Genomic DNA, 22,581 nt, shown 5'->3' with positions numbered 1-22,581 from the left:
CGGTTGATGTGACCTAAGTGAAAAGTGAGTTAGGCGGACTGGCGCCGAACGAGCATGTCGAGCGCGACTGCACAGACCAGCACGGCTCCGATGACGATCATTTGCCAGTAGATGGAAACCGCCAGCATGGTCATGGCGTTGTTGATCAGGGCGACAAACACCACTCCGAGGAACGCGCCCAGAATGGTGCCTTCACCGCCGCGCAAAGACGCACCGCCGATCACGGCTGCGGCAAGAACCTGGAGTTCAAGCGCGTTCCCGGCCGTTGGCGTGCCGCTCATCAGGCGCGATGCCAAAAGGACACCTGCCAGGGCGGCCAGCACGCCCGTCAGGATATAGGCAATGATGCGGACGCGATTGACGGCGATGCCGGACAGCATGGCCGCCTTTTCATTGGCGCCGATGAAATAGATCTGGCGGAAGAAACGCGTATGCCGCACGGCAAGATCAAACAGGATGATGAGCGACAATGTCAGGATGACCAGCAGCGGAATGCCGAGCAGGCTCGTCTTGCCGATGAAACCGAATGCAGGCGGCAGGCTGCTCACCGAAAAACCTTCCGTGAGAACGAGCGCAATACCGCGGGCAATCGACATCGTCCCCAACGTCGCAACGAGCGGATTTATGCCGATCATGGTTATGAGAATTCCGTTCACAAGACCGGCGGCGGCACCGAGAAGCAAGCCAAGAATGACGGCGGCTGGTATCGGCATTCCGGCCAGAAGCAACAGAGCAACGACAGTGCTGGAAAGTGCCATTACCGATCCGACGGACAAATCGAAGCCACCTGAGGCGAGCAGAATGGCCATGCCGATCACAATGATCGCGGTTGGTGTCATGCCAACGGCGACTGCCCTGAAATTGCTTGCACTGAGGAAATAGGGCGTGACGAATGACATCACCACGACGATACCCAGGATCATCAGAAGCAACGTGATTTCACGCGTGTGCAGGCAGGCCGAGATCACTCTGCTGACAAGCGAAGGCGCGTCTTGTTTGTCCAGGGTTTGCAGGCTCATTGAATGGCACTCCGCTCGATTTCGTGAAGGGTGGTTTGGGGTGGGGCCTCAACACCGGCCGCCAGGTTGAGAATGGACTCGTCGGTGGCCATTTCCGCACCGATTTCCCCAACCAGCTTGCCTTCTCGGACGACGACGATGCGATCCGTGAGCGTTGCAAGTTCCGGAAAATCCGAGGACACAACCAGAATGGCCATTCCCTCAGCGGCCTTCTTGCGCAGTTCATCGTGAATCTGAAACTTGGCTCCAACATCGACACCCTTTGTCGGCTCGTCGACGATCAGGATCTCCGGCTCGGTCTCGAGCCATTTCGCAAGCATGATTTTCTGTTGGTTGCCCCCGGACAGATACCGGATGTTGGTGTCCTGGCTTGCCGCCTTCACCGAAAACCGTTCAATTGCATTCCGGGTTGCGTGCCGGGCGGACGCGGTGCTGAACAGACCGTTGGCCGTGTGCTTTTTCAAACTTGCGGCAACCAGGTTGTCACGCACCGAATGGTCAAGAAACAGTCCGTCTGTCTTCCGTTCCTCCGGGACATAGCCGATGCCGGCCTTCATCGCGTCTGGCAGGGACCGCAATGCGGCTTCCGTGCCCCTGAGTTTCAGAGTGCCCGAACGTGGCGTGATCAATCCGGCCAGCGCCTTTGCAATGATGCCGCGTCTGGACCCCATCAGCCCCGCCAGTCCGACGATCTCTCCACTGCGAAGTGTGAGTGAAATGTCTTCGAAGACACCGGGATAGGACAGGGCGTCCGCTTCAAGGAGCACATCTCCGATCGTATTCGCGGAGCGCTTGCTGCCAGTCGGCACATGACCACCGATCATTTCCGAAACGATCTCGTTCTCGCTGGTCTCCGGGGGCTCGCGCGTACTGATTTTCCGACCGTCCCGCAACACGGTTATGCGGTCCGCAATACTGAAAATCTCTGACATGTGATGGCTGACATAGATTATGCCTATGCCGCGCTTTGTGAGGCCGCGCAGGATCGAGAACAGCGCGTCGACTTCGTCAGGTGTCAATGCCGATGTCGGTTCATCCAGAAGGATGACGCGCGAGTTCAAGGACAACGCCTTGGCAATCTCGACAACCTGGCGCGTGCTTATCGGCAGCTTGTCGACCGATGCTGTCACGTCGATCGAAAGATTGAAGTCACGAAGCAGGTCTTCCGCGCGCTGGCGAAGCTTCTTCCAGTCGACGATGCCGAACGTTGCAGGCGCATGGCCCGCAAAGATGTTTTCGGCAACAGACAACCCTCCCGCCAGGCTGAGTTCCTGAAAAACGCAGCCGATCCCGAGATGCTGGGCGTGGGCCGGGTTGTCGATGACAGTCTTTTCTCTGGACAGCCATACCGATCCCGAATCCGGCTGATGCAGGCCGTACATCATGCCAAGGCATGTGGATTTTCCGGCACCGTTTTCGCCGACAAGCGCGTGAATTTCACCTGGAAACAATTCGAAATCGACGTGATTGATAACTTTGTTCGACCCGAAACTCTTGCCGACTGCCCGAAGCTCGATAAGGGGTGTGGCCGTGTTCATGTTGCCTCCGCTTTGCCGATCTGGCGCGAGTCTGCCGCCGCGATATCGGTGATTTCGGCGGTGTAGGTGGTCCGGGTCCGGTCGATGTGCTGATTCAGGATCTGAACGGTTTCCTCAAGCGATCCATTGCGGATCGCGTCAAGTATGGCTTCGTGTTCCTGCATCGAGAGCCGGGTGTGGGAGGGCTTGACCGCCAGATGCGTGCGGAGCGCTGCAATCTTTCCCGAATATCTTCGATAGGTTTCGACGAAATAGGAATTGCCGCAGAACTTGAAGAAGGTCATGTGGAACCTTGAATCGAGGTCCAGGTAACGTTTGACATCACCTTCATCGAGGCGTTGGCGCATTTCGCCAACAATCTGCGAAACCTCGAACAGGACGTCATTCGGATGACGTGCGATCGCCAGTCTGACGGCGGCGGTCTCGATCGGTTGCCGGAAATCACAGATATCCGCGACCTCATCGCCTCCAAGCGTGAAGACGAAGGCTCCCCGTTGCGGGAAAATCTGCACAAGACCTTCAGAACGCAGCTGTGCCAGTGCCTCCCGGACAGGTGTTTTCGATACGCTCAGGCGTTCGGCCAACTGTCTCTCTGAAATCGCTTCTCCCAGTTTGAGATCACCACGCACGATCAGATCGCGCAGGTGATCACGCACGGTTTCCGTCAGCAATTTCGGGCGTTCGAAATCAGTCATTTTCCTCCCTCCCCAAATTTGAGGCTTGCTACAATATGAAATCTGGTATATCAGATGTCAATAACGATTGTCGCGGTTCTGAAAGCGGACCGGGACGGGCGCGAAAGTTGGGAGGTTCGCCGAAATGCAGGCAGCGTTGTTGCTCGATTGCAAAAACGAACATGGTGAGGGCGTCATCTGGGACGCCTCCTCGAGCCTGCTCTGGTGGACGGATATCCATGGCCGGAAACTCTGGCGCTACGATCCGGAAACCGGCAAAACGGCAAGCTACGATATGCCCCGACGCGTCGCGTGTTTCGCCCCGCGCAAGGGCGGTGGTCTCATTGTTGCCTTCGACCAGACGATCGCTCTATTTGACCTGGAAACCGGCGCAATTGACACGATCCATGAGTTTGAGCCTGGAAATGCAGACACCCGTTTGAATGACGGAAGAACTGACCGTCAGGGTCGTTTGGTCGTTGGCGGCATGAACGAGGGTACCGGTGTTGCAGATTCAACGGTTCTGCGCGTTGACGCGGATCTCTCGGTTACGCAGCTGATCGAAGGGGTGGCGTGCGCGAATTCGACCTGTTTCAGCGTGGCCGGAGACACGATGTATTTCGCAGACACGCCCGAGAAAACGATCCGGGCATATCCTTATGACGTGGCAACCGGCGAAATTGGAAAGTCTGAAATCCTTTGCGACATGCGGGATGAGCCGGGACTGCCGGACGGCTCGTGCGTCGATGCTGACGGAGGGGTCTGGAACGCGGAATGGGAAGGCCGCCGCGTCGTCAGAATTGCGCCGGACGGAGAGATCGATCGGGTCATCGAGGTTCCTGTCTGGAAACCGACTTGCTGCACATTCGGCGGCTCCAGCCTCGATACGCTTTTCATCACCACATCGCGATTGGCGAGCTCGCAGGAGGTTCTCGATGCAGAGCCTGCTTCGGGGGGATTGTTCGCCGTCAAACCAGGCGTCAGGGGCGTGAAAGACGCGCCCTTCGCCGGATGATTTTTCACCAACACCTCGGGAGGAGACACATGAAAAATCTCATGAAATCAATCTTTTTGAGCGCCGGCGTCGCCATGATGGGTGCGGGCGCGTCCATTGCAGGCGATTATCCTGCGTCCGTGCCGCTCCAGGACGGAGCGCAGGCGGCGATGGATACAATCAAGCCGGTGAATGACACGTTCCGGATCGCCTACATGCCTCCGGCAACCGAGTTCAACTACTACATCGCGATCGGCGAAGGCATAAAGAAGGTCGCCGCTGAAAAGGGGGTTGAAGTCTTCATGCTGGCACCCCAGAGCGGCGCCGATATCAACGGTCAGATGGGCATGATACAGGACGTTCTGACCCAGGATGTGGATGCTATCATCTTTGGCACACACGACGAGTTTGCAGCCGCACCTTTGCTGAAAAGGGCGGTCGACAAGGGTGTCGCGGTTGTCATGATCAACTCCGACATTCCGAATTTTCCGACCCCGATCCACGGCGTTGTCGGTTACGCGCAGCGCAAGGGTACCCAAAAAATCGCAGACTGGGCGATCGCCAAATCCGAGGGTCAACCGGTTAAGGTGGGGATCATCGAGGGCCAGCCCGGCTACCACTCGACCGAACGTGTCGGCGGTTTTCTCGATGGCATCAAGGATGCGGAAAATTTCGAGGTGGTTGTATCCATCGATGGCAAATGGAATGTCGAGGGCGGCAACACCGCAGGCATGGATATTCTTCAGTCTCATCCTGACATCGATATGCTCTTCGCCGCCAACGATTACATGGCGATCGGCGCCTCATATGCGGCCAAGGCCATGGGCCGGCGTGACCTGACCATTCTCGGCAATGACGGTGACACATCGGGTCTTGAGGAAATCGCGGCGGGCAATTTCACCGCGACGGTCAACACGGTTCCTTTCCTGATGGGACAGGCGGCCATGAATGCCACGATGGATGCCCTCAATGGAACGTTCGAGGGTGGCTGGATCGAGATCCCGACCACAATCGTTGACGAAGGCAACGTGGTTCAGGTGCTGCAGGAGCCGGAAAAGCTCTATCCCCAACCCTCCAAGTCCTATTGACCCTTCTGCAAAGCAGCCGTGTGGCGTCTTCGGATGCCACCGGCCCCTGATTGCGTGCAAGGTCGAACCTATCCGGGTCAAAACGATGACGTCGATATCTGAAATCAAAGAACCGCTTTGGGAAGTGATTGATCTTGTGAAGCGCTATCCGGGTGTTCTTGCAAACGATCACGTCTCATTGAAGCTGTTCGAAGGGTCCATCCACGGATTGCTGGGCGAAAATGGCTGCGGCAAGTCAACCCTGATCAAGATGCTGTCCGGGGTCCAGTCGCCTGACGCCGGCCGCATCAGGTGCGCGGGAGAAGACGTCCGGCTGCACAGTCCAACGGATGCGCGTGCCAAGGGAATTGCAACCGTCTTCCAGGAATTCTCGATTGTTCCGTCTCTGACAGTCGCCGAAAACATCTTTCTGGGCCGGTTGCTGACGGGACGTTTCGGAAGTGTCGACTGGACCGCCATGAACCGGGAGGCAAAAGCCGTTCTTTCGGAAATGGAAGTCGATCTCGACCCGGAGGAAACCACGGGCAATCTGTCCGTTGCCGAGCAGCAACTGGTCGAAATCGCCAAGGCATTGGCCTCTGATGCCCGCACGATCATTCTCGACGAACCGACGGCAGCGCTCGGACTTTCGGAAATCGAGCATTTGCACAAGCTCTTGCGGCGGATGCGTGAAAAAGGATGCGCCATTCTTTATGTTTCGCACCGGCTGGATGAAGTGGAGCGGATCGTTGACGAAGTCACGATCCTGCGTGGCGGACAGGTGGTCCGGGCCAGCGGTGAGACGGAGATTTCGGTCGACAATATTGTCGCTGCGATGATCGGCGAGGATGTCGGCGAGCACTATCCCAAGACCAACAACTCCCGCGAGGAGATCGTCCTGGAAGCCCGCGGTCTGACGACTGCCAAGGGCGTTTCGGGTGCTTCCTTTTCCGTGCGGGCCGGCGAGGTCTTGGGTCTGGGTGGTGTTCTTGGCTCCGGCCGGACGGAAATCGCGCTTGGCCTCTTCGGAGCCGATCCGCTGCTGGCTGGCGAGGTCAGGATCCACGGCAAGCCGGTCAGGATCAAGAGCCCCATGGATGCCATTCGCGCAGGGTTGGCGCTCGTTTCCGAGAACAGGAAATTCGACGGGCTGTTTCCCAATTTCGCAGCCGGTGGCAACATAACGGCGGCCGGGCTTTCAAGCATAGCCCGGGCCGGTTTCCTCGATCTTTCGACCGAAGACAGGGTGACGGCAGACTATATCCGGAAACTGGAGATCTCTCCCCAGGCCGATTCCAAGACGATCAATCTCCTGTCGGGCGGCAATCAGCAGAAGGTGATCCTGGCCCGCTGGCTGTTCTGCAATGCCGATATTCTGATTTTCGACGAACCGACACAGGGTATCGATGTTGGCGCCAAACTCGCTGTTTACCGGCTGATCAACGAACTGACCGCCCAGGGCAAGTCGATCATTCTCATCAGTTCAGACCACGATGAGCTTTTGGCCATGAGCGACCGGATTGCAACCGTCCAGCACGGTGCCGTGACCGGCATCGCAAGGGCATCCGAGCTTTCGCATGTCGATCTCGTGAAAGCATCTTCAGACGAGGCAACCCCCAAAATACAGGAGTCGGCGGCATGAAACGCATATTCGACGCGCAACTGCTCGGCCCGGCGATCGCGCTGATCGTCATTGCAACACTCGTCGCCTTGACGACGGACCGGTTTCTCAATCCGGGCAACCTGTCGAACCTGTCGCTTCAGGTCAGTATCGTCGCCCTGATCGCGATCGGTTCGACGATCGTCATCATCACGGCAGGAATTGACCTGAGTGCCGGTTCCATGGTCGCGCTCCTGACCATGCTGCTGGCCGAGATGCTCAAATTCATGGGCCTGCCGCTACCACTTGCGATCCTCTTCGTCCTGGGGTGCGGTCTGGTACTCGGCCTGACCAATGGTGTGCTGACCGCCTATCTGCGCATCCCGTCGTTCATCACGACGCTGGCCGGTCTGATCGCCTTCCGTGGTCTGGCACTGCTCTTCAACAACGGCTCGCCGATCTTCTCGCTGGACCCCAACCTGGAGCCGCTGTTCTACGGATCGCTCATGGGTATTCCGCTGCCGTTCTATTATCTGGTCTTCTTCTACGGTCTTGCCGCCGTGGTGATGAACTACTCCAAGCTGGGCCGCGAAATCTATGCCATTGGTGGCAATCCCTCTGCGGCGGCGTTGTCCGGGATCAATGTGCGGCGCGTACAGACCTACGCGTTCGCCATTGCCGGCTTCATGACGGCCGTCGCGGCCGTGCTGATGGCGGCGCGGTTGAACTCCGGATCACCGAATTACGGACAGACACTGGAGCTGCAGGCCATCGCGGCGGCGGTGGTCGGCGGCGCAAGCCTGGCAGGCGGGCGCGGCAATGTGCTCGCCACCCTGATTGGCTCGCTGACCATTGTCGTCGTTCAAAACGCACTCAACCTGAACGCGGTGCCGACGTCGGTTCAGAACATCGTTCTCGGCATTATCATTCTTGCCGCCGTCGGCGTTGACATGTGGCGGAACGAAATCTCGGGCAAGATCGGGGCGCTTTTCTCGGTTTCGCCTACCAAGCAACGGGGAACATAGGCAATGGATCTCGAACTCCGGGGAAAACGCGTCCTCGTAACCGGCTCCGGTGCAGGCATAGGCAAAGCCACGGCAAAGGCCTTTCTGGAAGAAGGCGCCAGCGTCATTGTCAACGGGTTGTCAAAGCAGGAGGTCGATGACTGTGTCAGTGATCTCGGTCGCGACGGAGAGGTCAGCGGTCTGGCAGCAGATTTGACCAAAACCGAAGATGCCGAAAAACTGTTCAAGTTCTCGACCGCGACGGGTCCGGTGGACATCCTGGTGAACAATGTCGGGATCTTTTCCGTCAAGGCGTTTGAGGAACTAACCGATGACGAATGGCTTTCCTATTTCAATATCAACGTCCTGAGTGCGGTTCGCATGAGCCGGCTCGTTCTTCCGGTCATGCTGCAAAGGAATGCGGGCGCCATCGTCAACCTCGCCAGCGAGGCGGCGGTCAAGCCGTTGCCGCAGATGGTCCATTACTCGGTTACCAAGACCGCGATGCTTGGACTGACCCGCGGCATGGCCGAACTGACCAAAGGCACAAAAGTTCGGGTGAACTCTGTGCTCCCCGGACCGACCTGGACAGAGGGTGTCCAGAATTATTTTGAAGGCCTCGCCGTTCAAAAAGGCGAACCCATCGACGGGATCGTCTCGAACTACTTCCAGCACGACGAACCGACATCTCTCATCCAGAGGTTCGTCGAACCTGACGAAGTTGCGCGGATGATCGCGTTCGTCGCCGCATCCGGTGCCGCCAACGGTGCGGGCTACCGCATCGAAGGCGGCATCATTCGAAGCATTCTCTGAACACCGAAAGACAACGGAGCAAATCATGCCAGCACTCACCTTTTCTCACATCGGCATCACCGTCCCGGACCTTGAGAAAGCCGTTGAGTTCTACACGAAAGCGTTTGGCTTTTATCAGATCATGGGCCCGACCGAGATCAATCACGACGACAGCGCGATCGGCCAGATGTGCGACGACGTCTTCGGGGAAGGCTGGGGATCGTTCCGCATTGCCCACCTGAGCACGGGAGACGGCATCGGCATCGAACTTTTCGAGTTCCCGAACACCAGGCAGGAGGAGAACCCCTTCGAATACTGGCGCCCCGGGCTGTTTCATTTCTGCCTGCAGGACGAGGATCTTGAGGCCCGGGTAAAGGTCATCGAAAGCCTCGGCGGAAGGCAACGCATGAAAGAGGTGCGCAGGTACTATCCGGGCGAAAAGCCGTATCGCATGGTCTATTGCGAAGATCCGTTCGGCAACATCATCGAGCTCTACAGCCATTCGTACGAACTGACCTATTCGGCGGGTGCTTATGTCTGATGTTCCGGACAAACCATGGCGCGATGACCGGCCCAAGGTGGTGATCACCGATTTCGATTTCGGTGACATCGACGTGGAGCGGAAAATTCTCGAAGCCGTGGGTGCCGAGGTCGTCGGACTGCAGAGCAAACAGGAAGAGGACCTCTTCGAGGATGCGCGCGACTGTGCAGCCATGATCAATCAGTATGCGCGCATCGGACGGGCGACGATCTCGCGGATGCAGAAATGCGAGGTGATCGCGCGCTACGGTGTCGGCGTTGACATCGTTGATGTCGACGCTGCAACCGAACGCGGCATCCTGGTCACCAATGTACAGGACTACTGTACGGAGGAAGTCGCCGACCATGCCATTGCGCTTTGGCTGACGCTCGCCCGCAAGTTGCCCGACTACGACCGGGCCACCCACAACGGAATATGGCGTTGGCAAAGCGGACAGCCGGTCAACCGTATACGCGGGCGGACGATGGGAATCGTCTCTCTTGGCAAGATTGGCCAGGCGATCGCTGCGAGGGCACGTGCTTTCGGAACCAGGATGACCGCCTACGATCCCTTTTTGCCCGAGGCAGTGGCAAGAAAGCACGATGTCGAACTGGTCTCAAAAGACGAACTGCTGAGGCGCAGCGATTATGTCCTTATGCAGGCGCCGATGACCCCGCAGACGCGTCACTTTCTCTCCGATGGGGAGTTCGCCCAGATGAAGCCCGGGGCGATCCTGGTCAATACCGGCCGGGGTCCGACTGTCGACAACGCCGCACTCTACAGGGCGCTCACCGAGGGACGGTTGGCAGCGGCGGGCCTCGATGATCCGGAGGAAGAGCCGGCGAAACGGGCTGCATGGAACCCGGCAGACAACCCGCTGTTCAGCCTGCCGAATGTCTTGGTTACGCCGCACGCAGCCTACTATTCGGAAGAGTCGATCACGGCAGCACGCACAATCGCCGCGACCCAGGTCGCCAAGGTTCTCACAAAGCGCGAACCGGATTTTCCGGTGAATTCATCAGCGCTGAGTCTTTCCGCATAACACAGGACAAACAGGAATGCTTAAAGAGTTCAATGATTTCAAACGCCGCCCGGATCTTCTGGAGAAGTTTGACGACGTCGTGCAGTGCTATTCCGCCGCAGCTGTTTTTGCTGACGTGCAATACCGCACAGGCGTGATGGACAGCGGTATCAAACCGGCTTTCAGGGCGAAGGTCACGGGGCAGGCGATCACCGTGCAATTGTCCAAGGGCGATCTCGTCGATCCGCTGAAGGCCCTGGAGATGGGGCAACCGGGCGACATTATCGTGGTGGATGCCGGTGGCGATCCGAACACGTCCGTTTGTGGCGGCCTGATGGGTGGACTGGCTCAGAACCGCGGCATTCGCGGAATGATCGTTGACGGGGCCGGCCGGGATACCGACGAACTGGAAGACATCGGCTGGCCAATCTGGACCCGTGCCATTACGCCACGCGGGACGCACACGATGTTTTCCGGCCGCAAGGAAGAGCTCTCGATCAATGTGCCGATCCAGTGCGGGGGTATCGTCGTCAACCCCGGTGATTTCGTGGTCGCCGATCTGATGGGCGTCACCGTCATTCCGCTGGAGCGCGCCGAAGAAGCCGTCAGGCAGGCAAAGGAACAGGCGGACAGGGAAGAGGAAACCCGGAAGTGGGTGGCGAAGGGTAAGACCGTCGAGGATTTGCTAAATGAATTCGGCCGTATCTGATGCCGCACTGATCGGAATGGACTGGGGGACATCCTCTCTGCGGGCCTTTCTGATCGGAATGGACGGCGAAGTGTTGGACATGATTTCCACCTCCCTGGGAATCATGCACGTGGAAGACCGGGACTTTGACTCGGTCTTCCATGACCTTCTCAAGGTCTGGCTTGCGGAAAAGACGTTGCCAGTGATCGCCTCGGGCATGATCACGAGCCGCAACGGCTGGGTGGAAACGCCCTACGTTCAGGTGCCTTCAGGTATCGACGAACTGGCGTCTGCGCTCGTGACGCATGAAACCTCGAAAGGCGTCCGGCTGCAATTTGTGACCGGGATGAGCACTGAACACGATGGCGCACCGGACGTCATGCGCGGGGAGGAAACCCAGATCGTCGGGGCGTCGGCCGCCGGACTGGGAGACGGCACCTACGTCATGCCGGGAACGCACAGCAAATGGATCACCGTTTCTGACGGCGCGATCGGCGACTACATGACTTACATGACCGGCGAGTTGTTCGGGACCCTGAAGTCGCACACGATCTTGGGAACCTTGATGGAAGACGGGCCGTTCAACGAAGACGGCTTCCGGTTGGGTGTCAAGTCGGGACTGTCGTCCAAGGGCAATCTCCTTCATGAACTTTTCCATGTCCGGACCCTGCCGCTTTTTGGCAAGATTTCGGGAGAAATGTCCGCCGACTATCTGTCTGGCATGTTGATCGGCGCAGAGGTGAAGTTTGCTGCTACATCCCTGAAAGCTGATCACACCGTGACGATTGTCGGTCGGGGAGATCTGGCGGATCGCTACGAAATCGCCCTGACGGTGGCTGAACTCGCCAGTCGAAGAGCTCCCGACAACATTGTCGCCCTGGGCCACTTCCTGATTGCCAAGTCCGCCGGGTTGATTTCATGACGGCATGGAACGAAGCGCTGGCGGACAATCCGCTGATAGCCATCTTGCGCGGCTTGACGCCGGAGACCGCGCTCGACGTTGCCGGAGTGCTCGTTGAAGCCGGGTTCCGGATCATCGAGGTGCCGTTGAATTCGCCAAAGCCGCTGATCTCGATTTCGAAGATTGCGGAGAGGTTTGGAGACCGGATCGTTGTCGGAGCAGGAACTGTCCTGTCGGCGGACAGGGTCGAAGCAGTTGTAGGCGCGGGCGGGACGCTGATCGTGGCGCCAAACATGAAACCGGACGTTGGAGAAAGAACGGTCGAGCTGGGGGCCAAATGGTGTCCGGGCGTCTTCTCGCCGACCGAGGCATTTGACGCACTGGAAAACGGCGCAGCGGTCCTGAAGTTCTTCCCTGCCGAGATGGTGCCGCCAAAGGCGATTGCCGCGATGAGGGCGGTTTTGCCCGGAGACGCAACCATCGCCGCTGTCGGAGGTATCACGCCGGAGACGATGGCTGTCTATCACAAGGCCGGTTCAGATAGTTTCGGTCTTGGATCGGCGCTTTACAAACCAGGTTACCCGCTCGAGGAAATATCGTGCCGCGCAAAAACCTTCGTCGAAACCTTCAGGGAAATGGTCGAGCAATGAATCGGAACGTCGTCATCACGGGTGGAACGCGCGGAATTGGCGCCGGTGTTGCCGAAGTTTTGTCCAGGTCCGGCTGGCATGTGATTTCGGCAGGCGTGTCCGAAGAGGAGATCGCCCGGTTCTCTGGCAGCAAGGACATTGAGTTACGCTTGTTGGACGTGACGGATGAGGCCTCAGTCGACAGTCTCTTTTCCGGTCTTGAAAGACTGGATGCATTGGTGAATTGCGCTGGCATTCTGGTTCGCGAAAGGGAATATGAGCTTGACGTCTTTCAGAAGGTGATTGACGTCAATCTGACGGGAACGATGCGCTGCTGTCTGGCGTCATACCCGCTCTTGCGGGCGTCCGGCGGTGCGATCGTGAACACGGCTTCCATGCTCAGTTATTTCGGAGGGCCTCTTGTGCCGGCCTATTCGGCATCCAAGGGCGGAGTTGCGCAACTGACCAAGGCCCTTGCCGCCAGGTGGGCGCAAGACGGAATTCGCGTCAACGCCGTGGCGCCGGGTTGGATCGAGACGGAAATGACGGAAGGATTGCGGCGCGATGCCAGGCGGAATGACACGATCATGGGCCGGACGCCGCTTGACCGCTGGGGCCAGGTCGAGGAAGTCGGCGCGCTTGTTAAATGGCTTATTTCGGCAGAAGCAGGTTTTGTCACCGGCGCGGTCTATCCGGTCGATGGCGGTTATTCGGCGGTATGAGGAGACAGGAAATGCCTTTGAAGACTGACACAGATCCGCGGATGCCGTACCAGTTGCCGTTTCCCAGGGATGCCCAGGAAGAGATCGTTGTTCCATCCGCCATACCGGAGGACGAGCGTATCTGGGTGCCTCAGGCTGAAAACGTCTGGTTTCGCCCGCTATGCCTCAACAGAAGTCAGGGTTACTGGGTGAACCTGTTAAGGGTCAGAAAGTCCGGCGTCCTGTCCCGCCACCGGCATCCGAATCCCGTTCATGGATACGTTCTCAAGGGGCGCTGGCATTACCTGGAACATGACTGGGTCGCCGAAGCAGGTGGGTATGTCTACGAGCCGCCGGGGGAGACACATACACTTGTTGTTCCTGACGATGTCGAGGAAATGATCACCCTCTTTCAGGTCAACGGCAACATGTATTACGTCGACCCCTATGGGAACCCGCTTGGGTATGAAGACGTCTTCACCAAGATCGACATGTGCCGGAAACACTATGCTGAAGTTGGCCTCGGTGAAGACTTCGTGGATCAGTTTCTGAGGTAGCGCTGGAGCCAGGAGCAGTTTTTTTCTGCACCGTTAGACATGCGTGACGACGGCCCGCGCATCTTCGCAGTGTTGGGCACCTTCAAACAACAGATAATCCGGCAGCGTTCCAAGGTCCTCCTGGCCGAGTTGGCTCATGTTGGCCTGGATGTCCGCTCTCAGGATGTGAACCAGATGATCAATGCCTTCCGCGCAGAATGCTGCGACGGCATAGTGGAACGCCCTGCCGATCATCACGAAATTCGCCCCCATCGCCAAGGCGCGCATGATGTCGAGGCCGCCGGCTACTCCGGAATCGTAGATAAGCGGAAAGTCGGGGCCGACCGCCGAACGGACTTTCGGAAGCTGGTTTATGACCGCCGGGCCTGCCTCGAACTGCCTTCCGGAGTGGTTCGAGACCCAGATGCCATCCACGCCTTCTGATACCAGCCGCATCGCATCCCTGGGGCGTTGCACGCCCTTCACGATCAGGTCGCCCTCCCATTCCTGTCTGAGCTCTCGCAGATAGTCCCAGTCCGGGCACCCGCGTATCAGTCGACCGGCGTGGGTAAAGCTCTCACGACCTCGCGTCGGCACGTAGTCGTCGAAGAACCGCATCCTGGGCATGACACCTTCCCGCAGATGAGACAGGCACCAGGCAGGACATTTTGCCATTGACCAGAGCGTCTGGAGGTCCGCCTTGGGTGGGACTGTCAGATTTGCACGTCTTTGCCGTTCACGTCGGCTTTCTTCCGGCACGTCGACCGTCAGAACCAGCTTGTTGAAACCGGCGTCCCTTATGCGCTCCAGCATCGCTCGCCTTATCTTGGCCGAGCTGACCGGATAGTGCTGATACCAGCCGTTGTTGCCGATATGGCCAGCAACGTCCTCCGGCGAGGCGACGGCAACGCTGGACTGGCAGTAAGGAATATTGTGCCTGACAGAGGCTTTCGCCAGACAGCGTTCCGCACCTGCCCAGACCAGCCCGGACATTCCAACCGGCGCGATCCCGAAAGGAAGGTCGAACATCTGTCCCATGAACCGGGTCTTTTGATTGGCTGCGACGTGCCCCTCCAGAATACTCGGCATGAATCCGATGGCATCGAGCGCGTCGCGGTTGATTTTCAAACCGAGTTCCCGGCCCGTCGCACTGTCCAGGTACTCAAAGACAAACCTCGGAATCCTGCGCCTCGCGCGTTTCCTGAGATCTTCGACCGAAGGATAAGACAGATCCAGTTCCATCTCGTGAACCTCAATTATGTTTCGTTTGCAGACACGCGCCGCGAATTGTTTGAATTCCATCGGCAGGTTTGAAGGCGGTGTGCCGGGAAGTTCTGATCCGAAAGATCTCCCTGGCACAGGGAAGACGGAGTGATCCGGCCATACTCAAGAAATGTCCGTCCGGGTTTGCTCGATGTGACACACGCCGCCCAAACCGATCGAAGCGTGCACGAATTGACCTGCTTGAGGTGAAATTTCAGTCCGGTTTCCTATGTGGTTCCGTGACCAGTTCTTCATAGACTTGCTCACCTCGAAAAATCTGTTTTTTCAACACGGCACGGGCCTTGCGATCCTCTTCCGCCTTGAGTGCGCGCAAAATGTCCACGTGCTCGCTCAGCGACAGATCGGTTCGAAGGTGCCCGCGCGACAGGTGAGTCCGTATCGTCGCGACCTTGCTTGCGGCCATCTGGTAGGAGGCCTTCACGTAAGGGTTTTCCGCCCGGTCGAAAAAGGCTTCGTGGAACGCGGTATCAAGCTCGAGGTAGCGCTCGAAGTCACCATTGTCGTGCGCCGTTTGCATCTCCGCGCAAACTCCCTCCAGATCGGCAATCAGACGTTCCCGGTTTTGACGAAGAGCCATGTCGAGGGCGACGGACTCCATGACGTGCCGGAAGTCGCAGAGCTTGGTGACACTTTCGCGCGTCAGCGTGAATACGAAGAAGCCGCGTTGCGGAAAGCTGGTTACCAGGCCTTCCTTGAAAAGCAGGAGCAGACCTTCGCGGATCGGCGTCTTGCTGATCCCGAGGCGCCTGGTCAACTGCGCCTCCGGCAGGGCCTCACCTAGTCCGAATTCGCCTTGAATGATGGCTTTCCTTATCGCGTCCGCCGCACCTTCGCTCAGTGCCGCGGGCCGTTTGATCGCTGTGCTGTCCATGAGTCTCGCACCGTGCCTTCCCTAGTTTGAAACAGGATAGCAGAAAAAATTTGCAGCGCAATATTAGATCTGGTATATCAGATCGAATATTGCGCATAAGGCGCAGTTTGGAAACCTCGGGGAGGAGACTTTGATGAAGAAACTGGCTTTCACGATTGGCGCGGCTATTGCGCTTCTTTCAGGGACCGCCGCTGCTGAAACCGTGCTCCGGATCGGGCATGGTGCCAACGAGCAGTACCACATGCATCGGGCACTGCTGCATTTTGAGGAGCAGATTGAGGCCGGGTCGAACGGGGAGATCGATGTTCAGATCTTCCCGTCTTCGCAGATGGGTCCGGATCGCGAGATGATTGAAGGCGTGCAGGCCGGCGTTCTGGAAATGGCAGTGTCGCCGTCTTCCTTCTTTGCCGGTTGGGATCCCGCATTCGCCGTCATCGAACTTCCCTACATGTATGCCAGCAAGGACATCGCACTCGGCGTTCTCAACGGCGGTGCGGGCGACCGGATGCTCGACCGTCTGTCAGACCAGGGCCTGGTCGGGCTTGGCTGGCTTGAAAACGGTCTCCGGCACGTAACCAACAACGTTCGTCCGATCGAAGCTCCCGAAGATCTTCAGGGCGTTAAGCTTAGAACAATGAAGGTGCCGGCACATGTCGCGACCTTCAAGGCACTTGGTGCAAATCCGACGCCGATGAATTTCGGAGAGGTCTATTCGGCGCTCCAGCAAGGCGTGATCGACGGGCAGGAAAATCCGGTCGCTCTGATCGACAGCCAGCGATTTTACGAAGTCCAGAAACACGTTTCGCTGACCGGTCACGTCTTTACGGTCTACATCCCGGTTATCAGCGAAGCTTTTTTCTCCGGTCTCTCGGCTGAACATCAGCAATTGCTACGCGATGCCATGGCGTCGGCGGAAAGCTATCAGCAGGACCTGGTCAATTCCGAGGAAGCCGGACAGCTCCAGAAGATTCGGGAAGCAGGTGTGAACGTCGTCGATCTGACTTCGAAGCAGCGGCAGGTTTTTTCCGACCAGACCGAGAGTGTCCGCGCTGCCTACAGAGACGAAGTCGGTGCCGACGTCTTTGATGCCTGGGTGTCCGCGGTCAAGGACAGCACGCCGCAGTAAACCCGCACGAAAAAATGCCGAAACGGATCGGCCGGCATCACCTGCCGGCCGGCCGAAAGAACAACCGGGAGGAGAAAATGGCCGCGATCAGATGGATCGATGCCAATGCGGAGCGCGTTCTTGCTGCGTGCTTGCTGGCCTTTATCGTTCTGCTCATCAGCTTCAATGTCATCATGCGTTACATTTTTAACGCATCGCTCTCCTGGGGTGAGGAACTGACGCTGTGGGTCTTTGTCTGGTTCATCTGGCTGGCGGTCAGCTATGGCTTCAAGAAGCGGGAGCATATCCGGATCATGATCCTGCGCGGCATGTTGCCGGAGCGTCTGCAACTCTATCTCGATCTCGTGGTGGATCTGCTGATCCTGATGTTCATGGCCGTCCTGATTGCCGAGTGCGTTCAACTGATCCAGCTTCCCTTCGTCGCCAAACAGAAATCGGTAGTCCTTCAATTGCCCATACCCATCCTGTACGCCTCCGCCCCCATCGGCGCGACCCTGTCCTCGATCAGGGTTCTTCAGCACATGCTCCAGACAAGTAAGCTACTTCGCACACCTTTGCAGGGAGGCTCATGAAGATGATTGCTGCTGTCCTTTTCCTGTCCCTTGTTCTTCTGCTTTTCATCAGCGTGCCGATCGGCATTTGCCTCGGCCTGGCAACAATGACGGTCATGTTGTTTGTAGATGGGGCGCCACCGCTTGTCCTTTTGGCTCGCTCGGTGGTCACCGGGGCGGACTCCTTTCCCCTGATTGCGGTTCCGCTGTTTGTTCTTGCAGGCGACCTGATGCAAAGCGGAGGAATGTCGCGGCGGCTCGTGGCTTTCGCCAATGCCCTGATAGGTCACATCCGCGCCGGTCTCGCCTACGTGAATGTTTTGGCCTGTCTTTTCTTTGCCGCTATTTCTGGCTCTTCGCCGGCCACAGTCGCCGCAATCGGGTCGAACATGATCCCGGAAATGGAGAAGGTCGGCTACAGCCGCCGGTTCAGCGGTGCGCTTACGGCGTCGTCCGGCATGATCGGTGTGATGATACCACCGAGCATTCCGTTCATCATCTACGGTGTGACGGCCGAGGTATCCATTGGCAAGCTGTTTCTCGCAGGCGTCGTTCCAGGTCTGTTGTTTGCGTTGATGTTCATGTGCGTGGCAAGGATCCTCTTGCGCAAGGAAGAGGCCGCGTTGGCAAGCACCAAGACCTTCTCCCCCGCATCGGTCGCTGTAACGTTTCGCTCCTCATTCTGGGCTCTGCTCGTGCCCCTGATCATCCTCGGAGGCATTTACAGCGGCATTTTCACACCCACCGAGGCCGGCGCGGTGGCCGTTGTCTACGCGGCAATTGTCGGCCTGTTTGTCTACAAGGATATCCGCTGGTCCGACGTCCCTGGCATTCTGGCCCGGAGCGCGCTGACCAGCGGCACGATCCTGATCCTAGTGATCATGGCGGCAGCTTTCGGGCGACTTGCAACCCTGGCCCAGATTCCTGCGCAACTGGCCACGGGCATCACGAGCCTGTCGGACAACCCGATCCTGATCCTGCTACTGATCAACCTGCTGTTGCTGGTTATCGGGATGTTCATGGAAACGATCTCTTCGATTATCATCATGACGCCGATCCTGCTGCCGGTAGCCGCCGCGATCGGCGTTGATCCGCTGGTGTTCGGAGTGATCCTTACCGTCAATCTGGCCATCGGGTTCTGCACGCCGCCGCTCGGTGTCAACCTGTTCGTTGCTAGCGGGATTTCCGGCATTTCGATCGAAAGGCTGAGCGCCGCCATACTTCCGTTCTTTGCAGGCATGCTGGCGCTGCTGGCGCTGGTCACGTATGTACCGGCACTGTCCCTGGCGCTGCCGTCCTTGTGGTAAGGCGAAGCTCCGACTTCCCAAACACAACGGCGATCCACCTCGATTGGGGAATGCCACCAGCGCCAGACCATTGCGACACTCGCGCCGTATCAGGCAGCGACTTCTTAGACTGCGGGATGAGCGATCTTCTGGAGTCGTTTTCGCCTTGGCCGATTTGTCCGCGCAGATGCCGGGGATCGGGTCCTGGTCGCCTCGACGAGCATTTTACGCGTCTGACGGAATGCGTCTACGTCGTGAATTTGGTCTATTGATTCATTGAAACCGCAAGCGATTGGTTCAATCAATTTGCGACGAAGTGTGGAAACCGATCCGATTGATGGGCCAAATGATGGGCTGAAAATCGGATAGTCTGATTTCTTCATTTTTATCAATATAATAGGAAGAAAATTATGGCGGACAGAGAGTCTGTCTAACTGATCACATAAATATCTGATTTTAAACTAATTAAAATGAAAAGAAGAAAAACGTACCACAAAAAATACCACGCTTAAGTGATCTTTCGATGTCATAGTCGTATGTTCGTGTAAAGGATAGCGAGGATCATCGCATAATTCACTACAAGCCTTTCAATTCCCAATCAGGCGTGTTTCACGATGTTCCTGCGTGGGCGGGAAACGGAACTTCGCTCCAAGTGCGAACGCACCTTCGTTAGAACTCGGAAGCGGACAATACCCCGAAGCCTCATCGCGCAATAGCACCATCGATGAATGTCTTGCAAGACTTAGCGTTCTTGCGGGGGCGGAAGCACGGCGGGCTATCATTGCTTCGCGGTACCCCTCCGGTGAAGGCCGTCTTGCTGGCGTAGGCTGAAGCCTATCAGTCCTAGTGATAGCACTAGGAGTAGTAATATGACGAAGCAGCATATTGAGTTGATCACGTCGGTGGAGCGCCGCCGGTGATGGTCGCAGGCGGACAAAGAGCGGCTTGTTGCTGCCTGCCTTGAACCGGGAGTGAACGTATCGGAGGTTGCCCGGGCGGCGGGAAGCCACGTGAGCCAAATTTTCCGCCGGCGCAAGCAGTTGTGCACGATCTCTGACGACCGGACGGCTACGGATCAACAAAGTGCCCTTGGACCTGATGAAATCAGAACATGCAGCCAGCCCGTATTCCTGACTTGATCCGGAAAACGCTAGCCCATCCCAAGGGCACGTTCGGTAGTACTCCACCTCGCGCGCACAGAGCTAACCTATAGGCGAGGACTTTTGGCGACAGGTAAATTTTTTCTCTTTAAATTCTGCGGTTTAGCTGATAAAAACCAATAGACTATTCCGAGTGTTCGATAAGTCTTTCCAACTCGGCGATCTCATTTTCCAAATTGCTAATTTCCCCGTCTAAGGAGGCTGCGTCAGTTGATGGTGTATCATTACGCGCATTTACATTTGACCATACTTTGATGACATTCCCATTTGCGTCATACAACGTCACCCTGCCTCCTATTTTGTTGTCCTCAAATGTGCCGACATATTTGTTGCCGCCGGGAAGTGTCATCGTTCCTAATCCATGACGTTTGCCTGCGACATAACCTCCGTCGTAGGTATTGCCGTTGACCCAGGTATACGTTCCTTGGCCGTGCCACTTTCCGTTTTGCCACTCACCAGTGTAACTATCGCCTTCTGGAAATGTCATGGTTCCTAAACCGTGATGCTCGCCGGCGACGTAACCTCCCTTGTAGGTTTTGCCACTGGCCCAAGTATACGTTCCTTGGCCATGCCACTTTCCACTTCTCCACCCCCCAGTGTACCTATCGCCAACCGACCATGAGTGGGTTCCCTCGCCGTGCATCTTGTCGTTTTCCCACTCCCCGCTGTACTTATTGCCGTCGGGAAAGGTCATCGCTCCTACACCGTGACGCTTACCGGCAACAAAATTACCCCCGTACCTCCTGCCATCGGCATAGGTCAAAGTTCCCTGGCCATGGAACTTTCCGTATTTGTATCCTCCAGTGTATTTGCCGCCGTTGGGAGCCGTCGCCGTTCCAAAACCGTGTCGCCTACCGGCCACATAGCGACCTTTGTACGTACTGCCATCGGACCCGGTGTACGTTGCCAAGCCATGTTTTTCACCTGCGACAAAGCCACCCGTGTAGGTATTGCCGTTGGCCCAAGTGTAAACTCCCTCGCCGTGTCTCTCGCCGTTTTTCCATTCCCCTGCGTACATATCGCCATTTGAATAGAATTTTTCCCTTGAGCAAGAATCCCACACTCGAACATCTGACTTGCATCTTGGCAAATTAGTTTCTGTTGCTCGCGCTGAAAATGCAACGAGTATGAGAGATATATTTAACATTATAACATAATGTAACGAGCCAATCTTACGCATAAAAGCTTCATCTCCTCTGTATTAACACCTCGCTAATTATTATAATTTAGGCATTTCAACTATGTTTTACCGCGACTTTAGATTGCTAAGCACAATCGCAATTGAAGCATTTATTTGCTGACAATACCGTCGATATAATTCAGATGAAGAGTTGCATTGGCATATTCGCCCAGGATGAATGCCTGAGACAAGCGTCGTCAATTCCAAAGAGCACCAACGCAACTGTTTGGTCGAAAAGTCCCGTTTTCGAGGCCTCCTCCCAGCGTTGAAGAGCTATTTTTGCACAGCTTTCCGACAAGATGGAAGTAGCATCGTAAACACAAAAGAACATTGAATTTAGTAAGAGTTTGAATATTATTCCCTTGAGTAATCCTAGTGTTTCATTTTGAGCATATATGATGAGGATCTTTCCACAAAGCTCTGTTCAAAACATTCTATTGATGGCGACATCTTGTTTGATTTTGTTCATGTTTTTCGCGGGCAAACCACATGCACAAGCGTGGGAAGAGGCCTGCACTGTAACAAGCCAGCGTCTAAACGTTAGAGCCGCGCCCGGAACACACAACCCTGTAATTGCTCAGTTGCTGGGTGGTACGAATGTCGTCTGGTGGCGTTCCGAATACGACTTGGATGGTGATGTTTGGCACAGATTCCCACTTAACAATGGGCGACACGGGTTTGCTTCAGCAAAACACTTTAGATGCAATTTTCGACTGACACCTGATCTCGTCGACGCAGCCTCGACGATTGCACTAATTGGCGAAATCAGGAGCGGTTACAGCGAGATGGTTCGCCGGAAACTAGATGCCGTTGGGCCTAATGCCCTGATAATTCTCGAGTCGGGCGGCGGACTGGTAATCGAAGCGATGAAGGCTGGCGATCATATTAGAAGGAACGGTGCAACTATAACTGTGAATGGGAGATGTGCTTCCGCATGCTTGTTTGTTCTAGCAGGGGGAATGGAGCGTTTCACGAATTCTGTCGCATTACTTGGCTTGCATCGAGCCTTCTTGCCTGATCGAGAACTGACTGATTTTGAGCGCCAAGAAAATTTGAATCGACAGCGGAGATACCTCAGTCAAATGGGAGTCGACCCTGTTTTTGCTGATATTGCGGATGCACATCCAGGAGATCTTATTTGGTTTGACCATCATGAACTTTTTAAGTGGGGCTTTCTCACAGAGATTATACGTGATTGACCAGCTAGACTCACTCCTCCTACCATTGACTGTACACGTTTGGTGAAAATCTCACCAAGTCCGATTGAATTTACTTTCAGACAAACTTCAACACCGTGTCAGATATCCGATATATTTCAATATTCGATCTATATAGACAGCAATAGAAACGTGAACTAACGTTAGATCGAATTGCGTGCGCAGCATTGACGACCAATGGAAGTTGTAGCTAGCTGATAGCATGAGTTGATATGGGCGCTA

At 56.4% G+C, this 22,581-nt stretch carries 23 protein-coding genes; 17 read left to right on the top strand and 6 right to left on the bottom strand.

From position 1 onward, the window contains the following. Window positions 1-29: 29 nt before the first annotated feature. Genes RDA78_RS01735 through RDA78_RS01725 form a run of 3 tightly spaced genes read right to left on the bottom strand, consistent with a single transcriptional unit; the run spans window position 30 to window position 3,252 of the window. Window positions 30-1,019, bottom strand: a complete 990-nt coding sequence (locus tag RDA78_RS01735; protein WP_434053653.1) for an ABC transporter permease — start codon at window positions 1,017-1,019, stop codon at window positions 30-32. Beyond that, a complete protein-coding gene (locus RDA78_RS01730) occupies window positions 1,016-2,557 on the bottom strand; it encodes a sugar ABC transporter ATP-binding protein (protein WP_434053652.1) in 1,542 nt (513 codons plus the stop codon). The genes RDA78_RS01735 and RDA78_RS01730 overlap by 4 nt, the downstream gene beginning before the upstream one ends. Continuing rightward, on the bottom strand, window positions 2,554-3,252 hold the full coding sequence (locus RDA78_RS01725) for a GntR family transcriptional regulator (RefSeq protein ID WP_434053651.1): 699 nt from the start codon (window positions 3,250-3,252) through the stop codon (window positions 2,554-2,556). The genes RDA78_RS01730 and RDA78_RS01725 overlap by 4 nt, the downstream gene beginning before the upstream one ends. A 124-nt stretch (window positions 3,253-3,376) precedes the next feature. Between RDA78_RS01725 and RDA78_RS01720 the strand changes: the two genes are divergently transcribed. The 12 genes from RDA78_RS01720 (at window position 3,377) to RDA78_RS01665 (ending at window position 13,705) form a co-directional block, all read left to right on the top strand. Next, a complete protein-coding gene (locus RDA78_RS01720) occupies window positions 3,377-4,246 on the top strand; it encodes an SMP-30/gluconolactonase/LRE family protein (RefSeq protein ID WP_434053650.1) in 870 nt (289 codons plus the stop codon). A gap of 29 nt (window positions 4,247-4,275) precedes the next feature. Then, window positions 4,276-5,313 (top strand): sugar ABC transporter substrate-binding protein, encoded by a 1,038-nt coding sequence (locus RDA78_RS01715; RefSeq protein WP_434053649.1) that lies wholly within the window; start codon window positions 4,276-4,278, stop codon window positions 5,311-5,313. Between the two features lie 85 nt (window positions 5,314-5,398). Next, on the top strand, window positions 5,399-6,934 hold the full coding sequence (locus tag RDA78_RS01710; RefSeq protein ID WP_434053648.1) for a sugar ABC transporter ATP-binding protein: 1,536 nt from the start codon (window positions 5,399-5,401) through the stop codon (window positions 6,932-6,934). Continuing rightward, window positions 6,931-7,917: an ABC transporter permease gene (locus tag RDA78_RS01705; protein WP_434053647.1), complete on the top strand. Its 987-nt coding sequence runs from the start codon at window positions 6,931-6,933 to the stop codon at window positions 7,915-7,917. Before RDA78_RS01710 ends, RDA78_RS01705 begins: the two co-directional genes overlap by 4 nt. A gap of 3 nt (window positions 7,918-7,920) precedes the next feature. Next, window positions 7,921-8,709 carry an SDR family NAD(P)-dependent oxidoreductase gene (locus tag RDA78_RS01700; RefSeq protein WP_434053646.1) on the top strand — a complete coding sequence of 263 codons (789 nt, stop codon included), beginning with the start codon at window positions 7,921-7,923 and terminating at the stop codon, window positions 8,707-8,709. A gap of 25 nt (window positions 8,710-8,734) precedes the next feature. Next, window positions 8,735-9,229, top strand: a complete 495-nt coding sequence (locus tag RDA78_RS01695; protein WP_434053645.1) for a lactoylglutathione lyase family protein — start codon at window positions 8,735-8,737, stop codon at window positions 9,227-9,229. Further along, window positions 9,222-10,250 carry a C-terminal binding protein gene (locus RDA78_RS01690; RefSeq protein WP_434053644.1) on the top strand — a complete coding sequence of 343 codons (1,029 nt, stop codon included), beginning with the start codon at window positions 9,222-9,224 and terminating at the stop codon, window positions 10,248-10,250. Before RDA78_RS01695 ends, RDA78_RS01690 begins: the two co-directional genes overlap by 8 nt. A 16-nt stretch (window positions 10,251-10,266) precedes the next feature. Further along, window positions 10,267-10,938, top strand: coding sequence for an RraA family protein (locus tag RDA78_RS01685; protein WP_434053643.1), 672 nt, complete (start codon window positions 10,267-10,269; stop codon window positions 10,936-10,938). Next, complete coding sequence (locus tag RDA78_RS01680) at window positions 10,919-11,839, top strand: 2-dehydro-3-deoxygalactonokinase (protein ID WP_434053642.1); 921 nt, start codon at window positions 10,919-10,921, stop codon at window positions 11,837-11,839. Before RDA78_RS01685 ends, RDA78_RS01680 begins: the two co-directional genes overlap by 20 nt. Further along, complete coding sequence (locus tag RDA78_RS01675; protein WP_434053641.1) at window positions 11,836-12,468, top strand: 2-dehydro-3-deoxy-6-phosphogalactonate aldolase; 633 nt, start codon at window positions 11,836-11,838, stop codon at window positions 12,466-12,468. Before RDA78_RS01680 ends, RDA78_RS01675 begins: the two co-directional genes overlap by 4 nt. Further along, window positions 12,465-13,169 carry an SDR family NAD(P)-dependent oxidoreductase gene (locus RDA78_RS01670; RefSeq protein ID WP_434053640.1) on the top strand — a complete coding sequence of 235 codons (705 nt, stop codon included), beginning with the start codon at window positions 12,465-12,467 and terminating at the stop codon, window positions 13,167-13,169. The genes RDA78_RS01675 and RDA78_RS01670 overlap by 4 nt, the downstream gene beginning before the upstream one ends. Window positions 13,170-13,180: 11 nt before the next feature. Next, a complete protein-coding gene (locus RDA78_RS01665) occupies window positions 13,181-13,705 on the top strand; it encodes a 2,4'-dihydroxyacetophenone dioxygenase family protein (RefSeq protein WP_434053639.1) in 525 nt (174 codons plus the stop codon). 33 nt (window positions 13,706-13,738) lie between these two features. Here RDA78_RS01665 and RDA78_RS01660 read toward each other — a convergent pair whose 3' ends face one another. Together RDA78_RS01660 and RDA78_RS01655 are read right to left on the bottom strand one after the other, a co-directional pair. After that, a complete protein-coding gene (locus RDA78_RS01660; RefSeq protein WP_434053638.1) occupies window positions 13,739-14,926 on the bottom strand; it encodes an alpha-hydroxy acid oxidase in 1,188 nt (395 codons plus the stop codon). A gap of 235 nt (window positions 14,927-15,161) precedes the next feature. Beyond that, on the bottom strand, window positions 15,162-15,839 hold the full coding sequence (locus tag RDA78_RS01655; RefSeq protein ID WP_434053637.1) for a GntR family transcriptional regulator: 678 nt from the start codon (window positions 15,837-15,839) through the stop codon (window positions 15,162-15,164). Window positions 15,840-15,972: 133 nt separating this feature from the next. Here RDA78_RS01655 and RDA78_RS01650 point away from each other — a divergent pair, with 133 nt between their 5' ends. The 4 genes from RDA78_RS01650 to RDA78_RS01635 all read left to right on the top strand — a co-directional run bounded on the left by RDA78_RS01650 (window position 15,973) and on the right by RDA78_RS01635 (window position 19,941). Further along, entirely contained in the window at window positions 15,973-16,965 is a 993-nt protein-coding gene (locus RDA78_RS01650; protein ID WP_434053636.1) for a TRAP transporter substrate-binding protein, read from the top strand. A gap of 77 nt (window positions 16,966-17,042) precedes the next feature. Continuing rightward, window positions 17,043-17,537, top strand: coding sequence for a TRAP transporter small permease (locus RDA78_RS01645; protein ID WP_434053635.1), 495 nt, complete (start codon window positions 17,043-17,045; stop codon window positions 17,535-17,537). Window positions 17,538-17,539: 2 nt separating this feature from the next. Further along, complete coding sequence (locus RDA78_RS01640) at window positions 17,540-18,823, top strand: TRAP transporter large permease (RefSeq protein ID WP_434053634.1); 1,284 nt, start codon at window positions 17,540-17,542, stop codon at window positions 18,821-18,823. Between the two features lie 950 nt (window positions 18,824-19,773). Continuing rightward, complete coding sequence (locus tag RDA78_RS01635) at window positions 19,774-19,941, top strand: hypothetical protein (RefSeq protein ID WP_434053633.1); 168 nt, start codon at window positions 19,774-19,776, stop codon at window positions 19,939-19,941. 145 nt (window positions 19,942-20,086) lie between these two features. On the opposite strand, the gene RDA78_RS01630 is transcribed toward RDA78_RS01635, so the two are convergent. After that, a complete protein-coding gene (locus RDA78_RS01630; RefSeq protein ID WP_434053632.1) occupies window positions 20,087-21,142 on the bottom strand; it encodes an MORN repeat-containing protein in 1,056 nt (351 codons plus the stop codon). Between the two features lie 395 nt (window positions 21,143-21,537). On the opposite strand from RDA78_RS01630, the gene RDA78_RS01625 reads away from it, so the two are divergent. Then, entirely contained in the window at window positions 21,538-22,341 is an 804-nt protein-coding gene (locus RDA78_RS01625; protein ID WP_434053631.1) for a hypothetical protein, read from the top strand. Window positions 22,342-22,581 lie beyond the last annotated feature (240 nt).

This window comes from Roseibium sp. (assembly GCF_051016195.1).
Taxonomy (GTDB): Bacteria; Pseudomonadota; Alphaproteobacteria; order Rhizobiales; family Stappiaceae; genus Roseibium.
The sequence above is the reverse complement of the archived record's forward strand: the minus strand, read 5'-3'. Positions and strand labels throughout refer to the sequence as shown.

Coding starts and splice junctions, on each gene's coding strand:
- RDA78_RS01735 (WP_434053653.1), bottom strand. CDS start 1,019: ATGAGCCTGCAAACCCTGGACAAACAAGACGCGCCTTCGCTTGTCAGC.
- RDA78_RS01730 (WP_434053652.1), bottom strand. CDS start 2,557: ATGAACACGGCCACACCCCTTATCGAGCTTCGGGCAGTCGGCAAGAGT.
- RDA78_RS01725 (WP_434053651.1), bottom strand. CDS start 3,252: ATGACTGATTTCGAACGCCCGAAATTGCTGACGGAAACCGTGCGTGAT.
- RDA78_RS01720 (WP_434053650.1), top strand. CDS start 3,377: ATGCAGGCAGCGTTGTTGCTCGATTGCAAAAACGAACATGGTGAGGGC.
- RDA78_RS01715 (WP_434053649.1), top strand. CDS start 4,276: ATGAAAAATCTCATGAAATCAATCTTTTTGAGCGCCGGCGTCGCCATG.
- RDA78_RS01710 (WP_434053648.1), top strand. CDS start 5,399: ATGACGTCGATATCTGAAATCAAAGAACCGCTTTGGGAAGTGATTGAT.
- RDA78_RS01705 (WP_434053647.1), top strand. CDS start 6,931: ATGAAACGCATATTCGACGCGCAACTGCTCGGCCCGGCGATCGCGCTG.
- RDA78_RS01700 (WP_434053646.1), top strand. CDS start 7,921: ATGGATCTCGAACTCCGGGGAAAACGCGTCCTCGTAACCGGCTCCGGT.
- RDA78_RS01695 (WP_434053645.1), top strand. CDS start 8,735: ATGCCAGCACTCACCTTTTCTCACATCGGCATCACCGTCCCGGACCTT.
- RDA78_RS01690 (WP_434053644.1), top strand. CDS start 9,222: ATGTCTGATGTTCCGGACAAACCATGGCGCGATGACCGGCCCAAGGTG.
- RDA78_RS01685 (WP_434053643.1), top strand. CDS start 10,267: ATGCTTAAAGAGTTCAATGATTTCAAACGCCGCCCGGATCTTCTGGAG.
- RDA78_RS01680 (WP_434053642.1), top strand. CDS start 10,919: ATGAATTCGGCCGTATCTGATGCCGCACTGATCGGAATGGACTGGGGG.
- RDA78_RS01675 (WP_434053641.1), top strand. CDS start 11,836: ATGACGGCATGGAACGAAGCGCTGGCGGACAATCCGCTGATAGCCATC.
- RDA78_RS01670 (WP_434053640.1), top strand. CDS start 12,465: ATGAATCGGAACGTCGTCATCACGGGTGGAACGCGCGGAATTGGCGCC.
- RDA78_RS01665 (WP_434053639.1), top strand. CDS start 13,181: ATGCCTTTGAAGACTGACACAGATCCGCGGATGCCGTACCAGTTGCCG.
- RDA78_RS01660 (WP_434053638.1), bottom strand. CDS start 14,926: ATGGAACTGGATCTGTCTTATCCTTCGGTCGAAGATCTCAGGAAACGC.
- RDA78_RS01655 (WP_434053637.1), bottom strand. CDS start 15,839: ATGGACAGCACAGCGATCAAACGGCCCGCGGCACTGAGCGAAGGTGCG.
- RDA78_RS01650 (WP_434053636.1), top strand. CDS start 15,973: ATGAAGAAACTGGCTTTCACGATTGGCGCGGCTATTGCGCTTCTTTCA.
- RDA78_RS01645 (WP_434053635.1), top strand. CDS start 17,043: ATGGCCGCGATCAGATGGATCGATGCCAATGCGGAGCGCGTTCTTGCT.
- RDA78_RS01640 (WP_434053634.1), top strand. CDS start 17,540: ATGATTGCTGCTGTCCTTTTCCTGTCCCTTGTTCTTCTGCTTTTCATC.
- RDA78_RS01630 (WP_434053632.1), bottom strand. CDS start 21,142: ATGCGTAAGATTGGCTCGTTACATTATGTTATAATGTTAAATATATCT.
- RDA78_RS01625 (WP_434053631.1), top strand. CDS start 21,538: ATGATGAGGATCTTTCCACAAAGCTCTGTTCAAAACATTCTATTGATG.